Annotated in this window: 13 protein-coding genes; 5 read left to right on the top strand and 8 right to left on the bottom strand. The window is 34.3% G+C overall.

Annotation, left to right across the window (positions count from 1 at the left end; translation table 11 throughout):
- The first annotated feature begins 81 nt into the window (after positions 1–81).
- Positions 82–1,254, top strand: a complete 1,173-nt coding sequence (locus tag DR871_RS02515) for a transglutaminase domain-containing protein (protein ID WP_113664988.1) — start codon at positions 82–84, stop codon at positions 1,252–1,254.
- On the opposite strand, the gene DR871_RS02510 is transcribed toward DR871_RS02515, so the two are convergent.
- A complete protein-coding gene (locus DR871_RS02510) occupies positions 1,251–2,399 on the bottom strand; it encodes a sensor histidine kinase (RefSeq protein WP_113664989.1) in 1,149 nt (382 codons plus the stop codon). The two genes, DR871_RS02515 and DR871_RS02510, sit on opposite strands and share 4 nt — an antisense overlap.
- A 173-nt stretch (positions 2,400–2,572) precedes the next feature.
- On the opposite strand from DR871_RS02510, the gene DR871_RS02505 reads away from it, so the two are divergent.
- From DR871_RS02505 to aat, 3 genes are all read left to right on the top strand, one after another.
- Positions 2,573–3,454, top strand: coding sequence for a flavin reductase family protein (locus DR871_RS02505; protein ID WP_113664990.1), 882 nt, complete (start codon positions 2,573–2,575; stop codon positions 3,452–3,454).
- A gap of 24 nt (positions 3,455–3,478) precedes the next feature.
- The gene (locus tag DR871_RS02500) at positions 3,479–3,859 is read left to right on the top strand and encodes a DUF3127 domain-containing protein (RefSeq protein WP_113664991.1); all 381 of its coding nucleotides are present in this window, start codon (positions 3,479–3,481) and stop codon (positions 3,857–3,859) included.
- 102 nt (positions 3,860–3,961) lie between these two features.
- A complete protein-coding gene (gene aat / locus DR871_RS02495; protein WP_113664992.1) occupies positions 3,962–4,600 on the top strand; it encodes a leucyl/phenylalanyl-tRNA--protein transferase in 639 nt (212 codons plus the stop codon).
- A gap of 61 nt (positions 4,601–4,661) precedes the next feature.
- Here aat and DR871_RS02490 read toward each other — a convergent pair whose 3' ends face one another.
- The 6 genes from DR871_RS02490 to rplM form a co-directional block, all read right to left on the bottom strand.
- A complete protein-coding gene (locus DR871_RS02490; protein ID WP_113664993.1) occupies positions 4,662–5,222 on the bottom strand; it encodes a DNA-3-methyladenine glycosylase I in 561 nt (186 codons plus the stop codon).
- A 3-nt stretch (positions 5,223–5,225) separates the two neighbouring features.
- The gene (locus DR871_RS02485) at positions 5,226–5,879 is read right to left on the bottom strand and encodes a queuosine precursor transporter (protein WP_113664994.1); all 654 of its coding nucleotides are present in this window, start codon (positions 5,877–5,879) and stop codon (positions 5,226–5,228) included.
- A 136-nt stretch (positions 5,880–6,015) separates the two neighbouring features.
- Entirely contained in the window at positions 6,016–6,978 is a 963-nt protein-coding gene (gene tsf, locus DR871_RS02480) for a translation elongation factor Ts (RefSeq protein ID WP_113664995.1), read from the bottom strand.
- Positions 6,979–7,096: 118 nt separating this feature from the next.
- Entirely contained in the window at positions 7,097–7,897 is an 801-nt protein-coding gene (gene rpsB, locus DR871_RS02475; RefSeq protein ID WP_113664996.1) for a 30S ribosomal protein S2, read from the bottom strand.
- Positions 7,898–8,117: 220 nt separating this feature from the next.
- The gene (gene rpsI, locus DR871_RS02470) at positions 8,118–8,504 is read right to left on the bottom strand and encodes a 30S ribosomal protein S9 (RefSeq protein WP_113634047.1); all 387 of its coding nucleotides are present in this window, start codon (positions 8,502–8,504) and stop codon (positions 8,118–8,120) included.
- Positions 8,504–8,959, bottom strand: coding sequence for a 50S ribosomal protein L13 (gene rplM / locus DR871_RS02465; protein WP_073204674.1), 456 nt, complete (start codon positions 8,957–8,959; stop codon positions 8,504–8,506). Before rplM ends, rpsI begins: the two co-directional genes overlap by 1 nt.
- A gap of 342 nt (positions 8,960–9,301) precedes the next feature.
- Between rplM and DR871_RS02460 the strand changes: the two genes are divergently transcribed.
- Positions 9,302–10,324 (top strand): LacI family DNA-binding transcriptional regulator, encoded by a 1,023-nt coding sequence (locus DR871_RS02460; RefSeq protein ID WP_113664997.1) that lies wholly within the window; start codon positions 9,302–9,304, stop codon positions 10,322–10,324.
- An 83-nt stretch (positions 10,325–10,407) separates the two neighbouring features.
- Here the strand turns inward: DR871_RS02460 and polA are convergent, their stop codons facing one another.
- Entirely contained in the window at positions 10,408–13,251 is a 2,844-nt protein-coding gene (polA, locus tag DR871_RS02455; protein WP_113664998.1) for a DNA polymerase I, read from the bottom strand.
- Between the last annotated feature and the right edge of the window lie 123 nt (positions 13,252–13,374).

The raw sequence follows: 13,374 nt of genomic DNA, 5'->3' as shown, positions 1-13,374 counted from the left end.
AATTTGGTATGGTTTTCGTTTAAAAGGGAATAGGTGTAAATCTGTTCCCTTTTCTACTTTATCAAGCCTACATTATATATTATGAAAAACATTTTTTTGTTGTTTTCTTTCTTTTTCTCCTTGCTTAGTTTTGGACAAGCAAATTCCGGATATGCTGCAGTTGATACTAAAATGGCCGTAATTCCTGCAAATGCAACAATTTCTACACAAGCAATTGCAAACTACATCAACGCTAATTTCAAAACAGAAACGGATAAAATTAGGGCAGTTTTTTATTGGACTACATCCAATATCAGCTATGATGTTGCTAATATGTTTTCCGTAAATTTCAATGAAACCGAACAGGAACAAATCGCAAAGACGTTAAGAACTAAAAAAGGGGTTTGTATTCATTATGCAGTGGTTTTCAATGAGCTTTCGCAAAAAATAGGAGTTCAATCCTATATAATTGAAGGCTATACAAAGCAAAACGGAAAAGTAAGTGACTTAGCTCATGCTTGGGTTGCTGCAAAAGTTGATAAAAAGTGGTGTATATTTGATCCAACTTGGGGTTCCGGCTATGTAAATAATGGTAGGTTTTCAAAAAAAATAAACAATTATTATTTTAAGGCAGTTCCTGCTACAATAATTGCTTCCCATATTCCATTTGACTATTTGTGGCAATTTTCGAATTACCCTATTACCAATACTGAGTTTTATGAAGGGAAAATTCAAATCAATAAAACCAAGAAATACTTTGATTTCGAGAAAGAAATCATTAAATATAATACATTATCTGAGGAGGATCAATTATTTGCTTCGGCAGAAAGAATAGAGAAAAATGGATTGAAAAACATCATGATTTTGGAGCGTTACGAAGGAAAAAAGCAACAGTTGACTTATCTGCGACAAAATACAAATATTGAAAAATTGAATACCATTGTGAATGAAATGAATCTGGCAGTTATTCTATTGAATGATTTTATTCATTACAGAAACAATAAGTTCAAACCTGCTTTATCTGATGATGAAATTAGCAGCATGATTGAAACACCAAAAGAGAAATTGGTCAATTGCCAGAACAATATTTACAGTGTAGGTTCTGTTGGTAGTCAAAATGCATCTAATGTATCATCCATTAAAAAATCAATTGGAGCAGCTTTGGCTCAAGCCGAAGAACACTCGTTGTTTGTAAAAAATTATTTGAGCAAGTCTAAAATAGGCAGAAAAACAATGTTCTCTAAAGTTACTTGGTTTGGTGTTCCGTTGAATTAAATCCCTTTCTTAAAACTGACTTGCATCGTTGTTCCTTTTCCAATTTCGGAATTCAGCACTTTTATGGTTCCTTTGTGGTATTCTTCCACGATTCTTTTGGTTAATGAAAGGCCTAATCCCCAACCTCTTTTTTTGGTAGTAAAACCAGGTTCAAAAATGCTTTTGAATTGTTTTTTCTGAATTCCACCGCCTGTATCTGAAACGTTTATTTTCACATAGTCGCCTTCTTGCTCAATTTCTAAAGCTAGTTTTCCTTTGCCTTTCATCGCATCGATAGCGTTTTTCACCAAATTCTCGATCGTCCAACTGTGTAAAGTGGGATTCAGAGACACCATAATTGGCGATTTTGGTGCTTTGAACGAAAACTCTATTTGTTTGGAGAATCGAGATTGCAAATAGTCGTAGGATTGAAAGGTTTCTGCAACGATGTCTTTATTCTCTAATTTGGGTTCTGACCCTATTTTAGAAAAACGATCGGTTATGGTTTGCAAACGTTCAATGTCTTTTTCAATTTCAAAAGTCGTGCTTTCGTCCACATTTTCAGATTTCAATAGTTCGACCCAGCCAATCAAGGAAGAAAGCGGTGTTCCTATTTGGTGTGCAGTTTCTTTGGCCATTCCGGCCCAAAGTTTGTTTTGCGTCGCCATTTTGGTACTTCGGTAAAAATTGTAAACCAATCCGCCAAAAAGCACAATAATCAGCACCAAAGCAACGGGGTAATATTTTAATTTATTCAGTAAAGCCGAGTTTCCGTAGAAGAGTTTTTGAAATTTTCCCGGGACATATTCAATGACAATGGGCTCATTTTCACTTTTTAAATCATGTAAAAAAGCAAATGCCTTTTTTTTGTTTTTTACAATAGCTTCGTCAATATTTACGGTATTTATGATGCTATCATTTTCTGTAAGTATAATAGGAATCGAAGTATTGTCACTAAAAATTTGAAGAGGAAGTTCAACATCGGTATTTTCACCGGCGTTAATCAGTGTTTTTTGAGCTTGCGCCCAAAGATTCATCTTTAATCGTTCTTCATTTTTGAAGATTTGAAAAAAAGTGTAGGTGTTCCATAGGATCAGTGAAATGATTAAAAAAGAGGCAAAAATTATGATCCAACGGGTTGTATTTCTTCTTTCAGAAAACTGCATAAATGAAAATTTGAATGATAAATATAACGAAATAAATCCTGTTGTATTTTAGTTTTAGACAAAGAATTTTTTTTAGAAAAAATCGACAGTTAATTTTATTCTAATTTGTTGTACTCCTTCAAAAACTGATTCGATTTGTCTACTTTTGTATCTTCAGAAAAAAAATAAAAAATATGATTACGATTGATCCTAAAAGTATTGAAACGGCTAAATTACAAGGTTATCTGCAGAGTTCTGTTGGGCCAAGACCCATTGCTTTTGCTAGTACCATGGATGCGGAAGGGAATCCTAATGTGTCGCCTTTTAGTTTCTTTAATGTGTTCAGTGCAAATCCTCCCATTTTGATATTTTCACCGGCGAGACGGGTTCGTGACAATTCGATAAAACACACGTTAATCAATGCCGAAGCTACTAAGGAAGTTGTAATCAATGTCGTAAATTATGATATGGTACAACAGATTTCTCTGGCAAGTACGGAGTATGCTGATGGTGTGGATGAGTTTTTAAAATCAGGCTTGACGCCAATTGCTTCAGAAGTGGTAAAACCGTTTCGAGTGAAAGAATCGCCTGTTCAATTTGAATGCAAAGTGACGCAGATTATTCCAATGGGAACACAAGGAGGAGCTGGAAATTTAGTGCTTTGCGAAGTTTTGCGAATACATATTGACGAATCTGTTTTAGACGAAAATGGAGCAATCGACCAATATAAAATTGACTTAGTTTCCAGATTAGGCGGCAATTGGTATTCGAGATCAAATCAAGGGCTTTTTGAAGTGCCAAAACCGTTATCTACCTTAGGGATTGGAGTAGATGCAATTCCGAATTTTATAAAAGAAAGTTCGGTTTTTGATGGAAATGATTTAGGAATGTTAGGGAATGTAGAAGCCTTGCCTACACCAGAAGAAGTTAGTATATTTGTACAGCAAAATTTTGCGGTAAAAGGAGTTTTAAGTTCCGATGATGCTGATAAAGTGCATCTTGAAGCCAAAAAATATTTGAATGCCAATGATGTTTCTTCTGCATGGAAAGTACTTTTGGCAGAGAAAAAAAAATAGAGCAAAACAATTAAAACAGAGAAGATGGAAGTTACAGGAAAAATTAAAATGATCGATCAAACTAAAGAAGTTGGATCTGGAGGTTTCAAAAAAAGAGATGTAGTTGTTACAACCGATGAGCAGTATCCACAACATATTCTAGTTCAGTTTGTTCAAGATAAATGTGACTTATTGAATAGTTTTCAAGTAGGTGAGCCAGTAAAAATTGATATTAATCTTAGAGGTAGAGAATGGACAAATCCTCAAGGGGAAACAGTTTATTTCAACACTATTCAAGGATGGAGAATTGGAAAATTGCAAGCTGATGCTACTTCTGCTGCACAAATGCCACCTATGCCTGCTGCTGAAGCTTTTGCACCAGCAACAAACTTAAACGAAGAAGAAGCTGACGATTTGCCATTCTAAAAGATAAAAAAGTTATAATTTAGAAGTCAGAAGTTTGAGTTTTACTTGAATTTCTGACTTTTTTATTTTTTTGAAATTGCCATTGATTTTTGAAATTAAAAAATGTATTATTTATCTCAAGCCTTATTTTTTCCTCCTATTGACCAGGCCAACCGCGATGGAATTTTAGCCATTGGTGGTGATTTATCTCCCGAACGTTTACAACTTGCTTATAAAAGCGGAATCTTTCCGTGGTTTGAAGATGGTGAACCTATTATGTGGTGGTCACCAAACCCAAGAATGGTTTTGTTTCTGGATGAATTGATAGTTTCTAAAAGTATGCGAAATATCCTGAATCGGAATAGTTTTAAGGTGACTTTCAATCAGAATTTTAGGGACGTAATTTCTAATTGTCAAAACATAGAACGTGACGGTCAAAACGGAACTTGGATTACGAATGACATGATTGAAGCCTATTGTAAAATGCACGAGTTAGGTATAGCAAAATCAGTTGAGGTTTGGCAAGATGAGGTTTTGGTTGGTGGTTTATATGGAATTGATTTAGGTCACGTCTTTTGTGGTGAAAGTATGTTTTCAAAAGTTTCAAATGCTTCCAAAGTGGCTTTTATAGCTTTGGTTCACCAATTAAAAGTAGAAAATTACAAACTGCTGGATTGCCAAGTTTATAATCCCCATCTTGAAAGTTTGGGTTGCAGGGAAATAGAAAGAGTTGATTTTATGAAAATTCTGAAAAGTAAATAATATCCATATTCCGAATTTGTATGATTCTATTTTGTGGGAAACTGTTACTATACAACGCATACTAGCTTTTCTTCCAACAATCGGCTACATGATCATCAACCATTCCAGTGGCTTGCATGTGTGCATAAATCACTGTGGAACCCACGAATTTGAATCCGCGTTTTTTTAAATCTTTACTTATCTCATCAGAAAGTGGAGTATTTGCAGGAACATCTTTCAAGGATTGTCGGTTGTTTTGAATGGATTTACCATTAGTAAATTTCCAAATGTAATTTGAAAAACTTTCAAATTCTTCTTGTATTTTCATAAACGCTAAGGCATTCGAAACGGCTGCGCGAACCTTTAATTGATTGCGGATAATTCCCGCATCTAATAACAATTCCTGAATTTTATCTTCGTTATAAAGCGCTACTTTTTTATAATCAAAATCATTAAAAGCTAGTTTGAAGTTTTCTCTCTTTTTAAGGATTGTAATCCAACTTAATCCTGCTTGGAAAGTTTCCAAGATTAAAAATTCAAATATTTTTTGATCCTCATAAACTGGAACTCCCCATTCTTCATCATGGTATTTTTCGTAAATATCAATTCCAACGCACCATTTACATCTTGTTTTCTCTTCCATGTTTTATTCTTTTTCAGAGGATAAATAATTCTTGATAATGTGATGACCCAAATAAATTAATGGAGTCAAGAGAATGGCAATTCCGAGTTTAAAAGTATAACCTGTCAATGCAGATGTGATAAAAGTATCAAAGTTAATTTTACCGGGTAACCAAAAAGCAATTCCCAAAACAATAAAAGAATCAAACAGTTGCGAAATAATTGTGGAACCCGTAGCTCTTAGCCATATTTTTTTATTCCCGGTTCGGTTTTTAAAAAACCAAAAAACCGTTACATCTATCAATTGAGAAACTAGGAACGCAATAATACTTCCTACTATAATCCACATGCTTTGTCCGAAAACTGCAAAAAACTGGTCGTCATTTACTGGGCTTATTCCTTTTGCAGCGGGAATATTGATCGCAAAAAGTAAAACAAGGAATGAATACGCGATTAAACCAGCTGTGATTAAGGACAGTTTCTTAACTCCTTTTTCTCCAAAGTATTCATTTATTAAATCAGTAGTCAGGAAAACTATAGGCCAAGGCAAAATACCAATGCTCATTACAAATGGACCTATTTGTATCAATTTCCCGCCGATGAGTTCTGCGGTAACGGCATTGGTAATGAAGATTCCGGCTAGAATAACAAACACAACATCTTTTTTGGTTTTAAACATAAAAAATTATTAGTATTTCAAATTTAGGGTTTTATTTTTAAAAGAAAAATCCCATCTCGTTTTTTCAAATAAGATGGGATTTTACATAAATTCGGGTTGTGAAATTTACTAATGTGATTTCGTTCCTCGCAATAAATTATCCTAAAGTAACTCTTTTGAAACCTGTAATCTCAACGTTGAATCCTTTAACATAATCGCTAACTTTTTTACTGTCATCTTTGATGAAGTTTTGATCTAATAAGGCTTTCTCTTGATCTAAAGTAGTATTGTCAGAGATGAAACGTTGAACTTTTCCAGGGATAATTTTATCCCAAATTTGTTCTGGTTTACCTTCAGCTTTTAATTCAGCTTTAGCATCCTCTTCAGCTTGTTTTAGAACTTCTTCAGTTAATTGAGAGAAAGAAATGTATTTAGGAACATTTTTCAATGTTTTTCCTAAACGTTTTGCTTCTTCATTTTCTTTTTCGATGATAGCAATACGAGCAGCAAGTTCAGAATTAACAAAAGATGGGTCAAAATCTTTATAAGATAATGTATCAGCTCCCATAGAAGCCACTTGCATAGAGATGTCTTTAGTTAAAACGTCACCATTAGCAATTGGTGCAGATATTGCAGTTAAAGCAGCAATTTTGTTAACGTGAACATAAGATCCAACGAAAGCACCTTCTAAAATTTCAAAACCACCGATTTCAATTTTTTCTCCAATTACTCCAGTTTGCTCGATTAGTTTTTCAGCAACAGTAATTCCGTTGAAATCTGAAGCTAAAAATTCCTCTTTAGAAGAGTAATTAATCGCTCTTTCAACTAATTCTTTAGCTAAAGTTACGAAAGCTTCGTTTTTACCTACGAAATCTGTCTCACAGTTTAAAGTGATGATAGCTCCTTTAGTTTTGTCTGCATTAATAAAAGATACAGCAGCTCCTTCAGAAGATTCACGGTCAGAACGGTTAGCAGCTACTTTTTGTCCTTTTTCTCTAAGGTTTTGAATAGCTTTGTCAAAATCTCCATCAGCTTCAACTAAAGCCTTTTTACAGTCCATCATTCCGGCACCTGTAGTTTGTCTTAATTTATTTACGTCTGCAGCAGTAATTGTTGCCATAATTTTTTTATTTAAAGATTAAAAGATTAAAAGATTGAAAGATTTAAGGATCTTATTATTAATTCTACAATTAATAATTTTTAATCTTTAAATCCTTCAATCTTTAAATTTATTTTATTTATTCTTCAGTTGCAGTTGGCGCAGCAGCTTCTACAGCAGGAGTAGCTTCTACAGCTTCAGCAGCAGGAGCAGCAACAACTTCAGCAGTAGCTTCACCTTCTTTGTCAGAACCTCTATCAGAAAGTCCTTCAACAATTGCAGCAGTAACTAAAGTTAAAATTTTATCAATTGATTTAGAAGCATCATCGTTAGATGGGATTACGAATTCAACCTCTCTTGGGTCAGAATTAGTATCCACCATAGCGAAAACTGGAATGTTTAATTTTTGTGCTTCTTTTATTGCGATATGTTCCGCTTTGATATCAACTACGAACAATGCAGCTGGTAGTCTTGACATGTCAGCAATTGAACCTAAGTTTTTCTCTAATTTAGCACGAAGACGATCAACTTGTAAACGCTCTTTTTTAGAAAGAGTCATGAAAGTACCATCTTTCTTCATTTTATCAATAGTAGCCATTTTTTTAACAGCTTTACGGATAGTTACAAAGTTAGTTAGCATTCCACCAGGCCATCTTTCAGTGATGTAAGGCATGTTTGCAGCTTTTGCTTTTTCAGCAACGATGTCTTTTGCTTGTTTTTTGGTAGCAACGAATAATATTTTTCTACCTGATGCAGCGATTTTTTTCAAAGCGTCATTCGCTTCTTCAATTTTTGCTGCAGTTTTATATAGATTGATAATGTGAATGCCATTACGCTCCATATAAATGTAAGGAGCCATGTTTGGATCCCATTTTCTAGTCATGTGTCCGAAATGAACACCTGCTTCTAGTAAGTCTTTTACTTCTACTTTGTTTGCCATTTTGTTCTAGTTTACGTTCTGTTGATTAGCAATGCATAAATGGCGATTTCTCGGCTTTATACATTTAGATGCTAAACTATTTCCTACCTCGGTAGGAGAGCAACAACAACTGTTTTTTTTAAAATTTTTATGCTGAATTTATTTCAGCATCTTTTTCGTTTAAGCTGATAATAAAACCAGTCTATGAACGTGAGAATCTGAATTAAATCCAGATTGAATATTAACGTTTAGAGAATTGGAATCTCTTACGAGCTTTCTTCTGACCGAATTTCTTACGTTCAACCATTCTTGGATCTCTTGTTAATAAACCTTGTGGTTTTAATATCCCTCTGTTTTCAGCATTTACTTCACACATAACGCGTGCTAATGCCATTCTTACAGCTTCTGCTTGACCAGTTGAACCACCTCCGTAAACGTTCACTTTTACGTCAAAGTTGCTTACATTTTCTGTCATAGACATCGGTTGTAATACTTTGTACTGTAAAGTTGCAGTTGGGAAATAAGTTTCGAATGGTTTTTTGTTCACAACGATTACTCCTGTTCCTTCCGAAACATAAACACGTGCAACAGCCGTTTTTCTTCTACCAATTTTGTGAATTACTCCCATTACTTAAGATCGTTAAGGTTAACTGTTTTAGGTTTTTGAGCGCCTTGTTTGTGCTCTGATCCTACAACAACATTTAAATTTCTAAAAAGTTCAGCACCTAATTTATTTTTAGGTAACATTCCTTTAATAGCTTTCTCTACTAATAATGCAGGGTTTTTTGCTTGCAATACTTTAGCAGTTAAAGTTCTTTGACCACCTGGATAACCTGTGTGACGAATATAAGTCTTTTCGTCCATTTTGTTACCTGTAAGGTTGATCTTTTCTGAGTTGATAACGATTACGTTATCACCGCAGTCCACGTGTGGTGTGTAACTTGGCTTGTACTTACCTCTCAAAATCATAGCGACTTTTGAAGCAAGACGACCTAAGTTGTGACCATCAGCATCTACAACAATCCACTCTTTTGTAACTGTGGCTTTGCTTGCTGATTGTGTCTTGTAGCTTAATGCGTCCATAATATATTTTTAATTAAACATTCCATCCCCAATAAAGGGGTTGCAAAAGTACAATTAATTATTTTAAATACAAATACCTTAAATGAATATTTTTTTCTCGTTTTTACTCTGATAATCAAATGTATATTTAAAATTATATTCTAAGATTGAATTTGTGTTTCTCACTTCTGCCTGAGTTGAATCCAATGTGCTGTCATTTTGATTTAATTTTATTGTATTTTTCTAATTTACAGCAGCAAATTTTACATTTTATTGGCTATTTTTGTCATTTAAGTGGGTAATAATCTATTTATTCATATCTTGTTACTTTTTTATTATTAAAATTACTCCAAATATACCCTTATGAAAGCTAAAGCAACTTTAAAACAAATCGCTAAAGAACTGAATGTTTCTGTTTCTACAGTTTCAAAAGCGTTGAACGATAGTCCGGAGATTAGCGAGCAGACAAAGGTTAAAATTAAAGAATATGCGAAGCTTAAAAATTATAAGCCTAATGTAATAGGTCTTAACCTTAAAAATAGAAAAACCAAAACGATTGGTGTTATTATTCCAAATATTCTGAATTCCTTTTTTGCAAAAGTATTTAGTGGTATTGAGAAAATCGCTGATGAAAAAGGATACAATGTTATTATGTGTATCTCTAACGAATCAGCAGAAAAAGAAGCTCATACGCTGGAAATGTTAAGCAATGGAACCATTGATGGATTTATTGTTTCGGTCTCTGAAGAAGCACAAAAAAATCATGATTACGAGCATTTCTCTGCAATCATTAATGATGGAACTCCCATTGTTATGTTTGATCGAATTGCAGACGGCGTTGATTGTGACAAAGTAATTGTAGATGATTTTGACTCCGCTTTAAATTCGACCCAACATTTAATTGATTTAGGATGTAAGAATATCGCTTTATTATCCTCTATTGATAATTTGAGTGTAGGGAAGTTAAGAGCTGAAGGGTATTTGAAAGCTTTAGAAAATAATAATATCTCGTTAAATAACGATATCATTTTAAGAACGGATTCAGAAGATGATTTAAAAGATAAAATTGAGAAAGTTTTTGAAAACAAAATAGACGGAATCTTTGCTTTAGAAGAGAATGATTCAGTAGCCGCTTTGCGTATAGCACTCAAAAAAGGATTTAAAGTTCCAGAAGATATTTCTATTATAGGATTCGCTGACGGAATTCTTGCTTCCCGCAGATTGTCTCCTAGTTTAACTACGGTAAGTCAGCACGGGATAGAAATAGGAGAGGTGGCTGCTAAATTACTTATTGATAGATTAGAATCTAAAGAAGAGCACGTTCCTTATGAAACCGTTGTAATCAAGACAAAATTGAAAGAAAGAGAGTCAACAAGAAATTTGTAGCAACTCATTTAATATAACTGTAAAAAAAATCTCTAATCGTTTTTGAATGATTAGAGATTTTTTTTAAGTATTATGGAAGATATTTAATGCGCTTCCAACCAATCTTTTCCCGCACCTAAATCAACATCCAGCGGAACATCTAATTTGAAAGCATGTTCCATTTCATGTTTGATCATCGGTTTGATTTTTTCGAGTTCATCATTATGTACGTCAAACACAAGCTCATCGTGAACCTGTAATAACATTTTGCTTTTCCAGTTTTCAGATGTTAGTTTTTGATGAATATTAATCATCGCAATTTTGATGATATCGGCAGCACTTCCTTGAATTGGTGCATTTACCGCATTTCGTTCTGCACCGCCACGAACAATGGCGTTTTGCGAATTAATATCTTTCAAATAACGACGACGTCCTAGGATTGTTTGTACATAACCATTGTCTCTCGCGAAATCTATTTGTTCTTGAATGTAGGATTTTAATCTTGGATAAGTTTGATAATACGCCTCAATTAAATTAGCGCTTTCTTTGCGGGATAAGTTAGTTTGATTACTCAATCCAAAAGCCGAAACCCCGTATATAATTCCAAAATTTACCGTTTTGGCATGACTTCGTTGCTCGCGAGTCACTTCTTCCAGCGGAACATTAAATACTTTTGAAGCGGTAGATTTGTGAATGTCTTCATGATTTTGGAATGCCTTAATCATGTTTTCTTCCCCACTTAATGCAGCTATTACACGCAATTCTATTTGAGAATAATCTGCAGAAACCAACGTGTAGTTTTCATCTCGGGCCACAAATGCTTTTCTAATTTGTCTTCCACGTTCCGTGCGAATCGGGATATTTTGTAAGTTGGGATTATTCGAACTCAAACGTCCGGTTGCTGCAACGGTTTGCATGTAGTCGGTGTGAATGCGATTTGTTATTTTGTCAACCTGATTTGGTAAAGCCTCGACATAAGTATTTTGTAATTTTACCAATTGTCGCCAATCCAGAATGTCTTTTACAATTGGGTTTTCAGCAGCCAAATAACTTAAGATTTCCTCTCCAGTTGCATATTGACCGGTTTTGGTTTTCTTTTGTTTTACGCCTCCAATTTTTAATTTATCGAATAAAACATCGCCAAGTTGTTTCGGGGAAGCCAGATTGAATTTCTCTCCGGCAGTTTCAAATATGTTTGCTTCTAATATTTTAATGTCATCGGCTAATGTTTTCGACAGTGATTTTAAAAAATCTACATCAACACGAATTCCTTCTTTTTCCATATCAGCCAGAACTTTTACTAATGGAATTTCGATTTCCTCAAAAAGTTTTTTGGTTCCAGTTTTATCCAATTCTAAGGTGAATATTTCCTTGAGTTGCAAGGTTACATCAGCATCTTCAACAGCATATTCTTTGATTTCCTCCAGTTCAACATCACGCATTGATTTTTGGTTTTTTCCTTTTTTACCAATTAAAGTTTCAATGGATTGAGGCGAATATTTTAAATACGTTTCCGATAAAATATCCATATTATGACGCATATCCGGATTGATCAGATAATGGGCAATCATCGTATCGAATAATTTTCCTTTCACGGTAACATTGTAATTTGAAAGAATCTTTAAATCGTATTTTAAATTCTGACCAATTTTCTCAATGCTTTCATTTTCGAAAAAAGGAATGAATTTCCCGATTAAAGTATGTGCTTCCTCTTGATTCTCCGGAAAAGGAACATAGAATCCTTTTCCTTTTTCGTAAGAGAAAGATATCCCAACCAATTCTGCGTGTAAGGCATCAAGTCCGGTAGTCTCCGTATCAAAGCACACTGAAGTTTGTTTTTGTAAATTCTGTAACAGCAATTTCAATCCTAAATCACCTTGTATTATCTGGTATGAATGAGCTGTATTTTCTAATGAATTGTAGTATTGATGACGGGTTTCTTCCGAAGAATCATCTTGGATGGCACTTCCAAAAAGGTCGAACTGCTCTTCGTTTTTTGGTTGCGGTTTTTTATACAGTTTAGTTTCGTCAACTGGATTGCTGGTGGCGGTTGCACTTCCCCCTTTTTTGAATATGGCATCAAATTGTTCCGCCATTCTACGGAATTCTAATTCATTGAATAGCGCATCCGTTTTTTCGACATCTGGAGTTGATAATTCATAATCTGTTTCGTCAAAAATAACGGGACAATCCAGTAAAATGGTTGCCAAGGTTTTGGATAATAATCCTTTTTCTTTGTTCGCTTCAATGTTCTCTTTCATTTTTCCTTTTAGCTTGTCAGTGTTGGCTAAAAGATTTTCCATGGTTCCAAATTCTTTCAACAATTTCTTGGCCGTTACTTCGCCTACTCCAGGAAGTCCAGGAATATTATCGGCAGCATCACCCATCATTCCAAGAAAGTCGATTACTTGTTCTGGTCTTTCGATTTCAAATTTTGCCAAAACCTCTGGAATTCCCCAAATTTCAATTCCATTCCCCATTCGGGCTGGTTTGTACATGAAAATATTGTCGGAAACTAATTGTGCAAAATCCTTATCAGGGGTAACCATAAAGACTTTGTAATTCTGTTTTTCAGCTTGTTTTGCAATAGTCCCAATTAAATCGTCAGCTTCATAGCCTTTTACCTCAATGATAGGAATATGCATGGCTTTCAGTAAATCTTGAATGTACGGAATGGCAATTTTGATCGCTTCGGGAGTGGCATCACGATGGGCTTTGTATTCTGGAAATATGTCGTTTCTAAGTTGACTTCCGCCATTGTCAAAGGCTACGGCTAAATGGTCTGGTTTTTCTCTTTTGATTACATCCATTAAGGAATTCATAAAACCCATAATGGCTGATGTATCCATTCCTTTTGAGTTGATTCTTGGATTTTTTATAAAAGCATAATAGCCTCTGAAGATTAAGGCGTAAGCATCTAGGAGGAAAAGGCGTTTTTGTTGTGACATGAATTGTGATTTTGTAAAGTTTTCAAAAGTACAAAACTTGTTATATAAAGGAGTGTAGGATTGCAGGATTTGTAAAAAATTCTATTTAAAATTGTCTCTGTTCATAAAATAGTACTCAAAATA

The organism is Flavobacterium petrolei (assembly GCF_003314435.2).
GTDB lineage: Bacteria > Bacteroidota > Bacteroidia > Flavobacteriales > Flavobacteriaceae > Flavobacterium > Flavobacterium petrolei.
The sequence above is the reverse complement of the archived record's forward strand: the minus strand, read 5'-3'. Positions and strand labels throughout refer to the sequence as shown.

Bases quoted from the DNA above. Each gene is read 5' to 3' on its own strand.
- rpsI (WP_113634047.1), bottom strand. From the start codon at position 8,504: ATGGGAGTAATTCACAAAATTGGTAGAAGAAAAACGGCTGTTGCACGT.
- DR871_RS02460 (WP_113664997.1), top strand. From the start codon at position 9,302: ATGAAAGCTAAAGCAACTTTAAAACAAATCGCTAAAGAACTGAATGTT.
- tsf (WP_113664995.1), bottom strand. From the start codon at position 6,978: ATGGCAACAATTACTGCTGCAGACGTAAATAAATTAAGACAAACTACA.
- DR871_RS02490 (WP_113664993.1), bottom strand. From the start codon at position 5,222: ATGGAAGAGAAAACAAGATGTAAATGGTGCGTTGGAATTGATATTTAC.
- rpsB (WP_113664996.1), bottom strand. From the start codon at position 7,897: ATGGCAAACAAAGTAGAAGTAAAAGACTTACTAGAAGCAGGTGTTCAT.
- DR871_RS02515 (WP_113664988.1), top strand. From the start codon at position 82: ATGAAAAACATTTTTTTGTTGTTTTCTTTCTTTTTCTCCTTGCTTAGT.
- DR871_RS02485 (WP_113664994.1), bottom strand. From the start codon at position 5,879: ATGTTTAAAACCAAAAAAGATGTTGTGTTTGTTATTCTAGCCGGAATC.
- rplM (WP_073204674.1), bottom strand. From the start codon at position 8,959: ATGGACGCATTAAGCTACAAGACACAATCAGCAAGCAAAGCCACAGTT.
- DR871_RS02505 (WP_113664990.1), top strand. From the start codon at position 2,573: ATGATTACGATTGATCCTAAAAGTATTGAAACGGCTAAATTACAAGGT.
- DR871_RS02500 (WP_113664991.1), top strand. From the start codon at position 3,479: ATGGAAGTTACAGGAAAAATTAAAATGATCGATCAAACTAAAGAAGTT.
- DR871_RS02510 (WP_113664989.1), bottom strand. From the start codon at position 2,399: ATGCAGTTTTCTGAAAGAAGAAATACAACCCGTTGGATCATAATTTTT.
- polA (WP_113664998.1), bottom strand. From the start codon at position 13,251: ATGTCACAACAAAAACGCCTTTTCCTCCTAGATGCTTACGCCTTAATC.
- aat (WP_113664992.1), top strand. From the start codon at position 3,962: ATGTATTATTTATCTCAAGCCTTATTTTTTCCTCCTATTGACCAGGCC.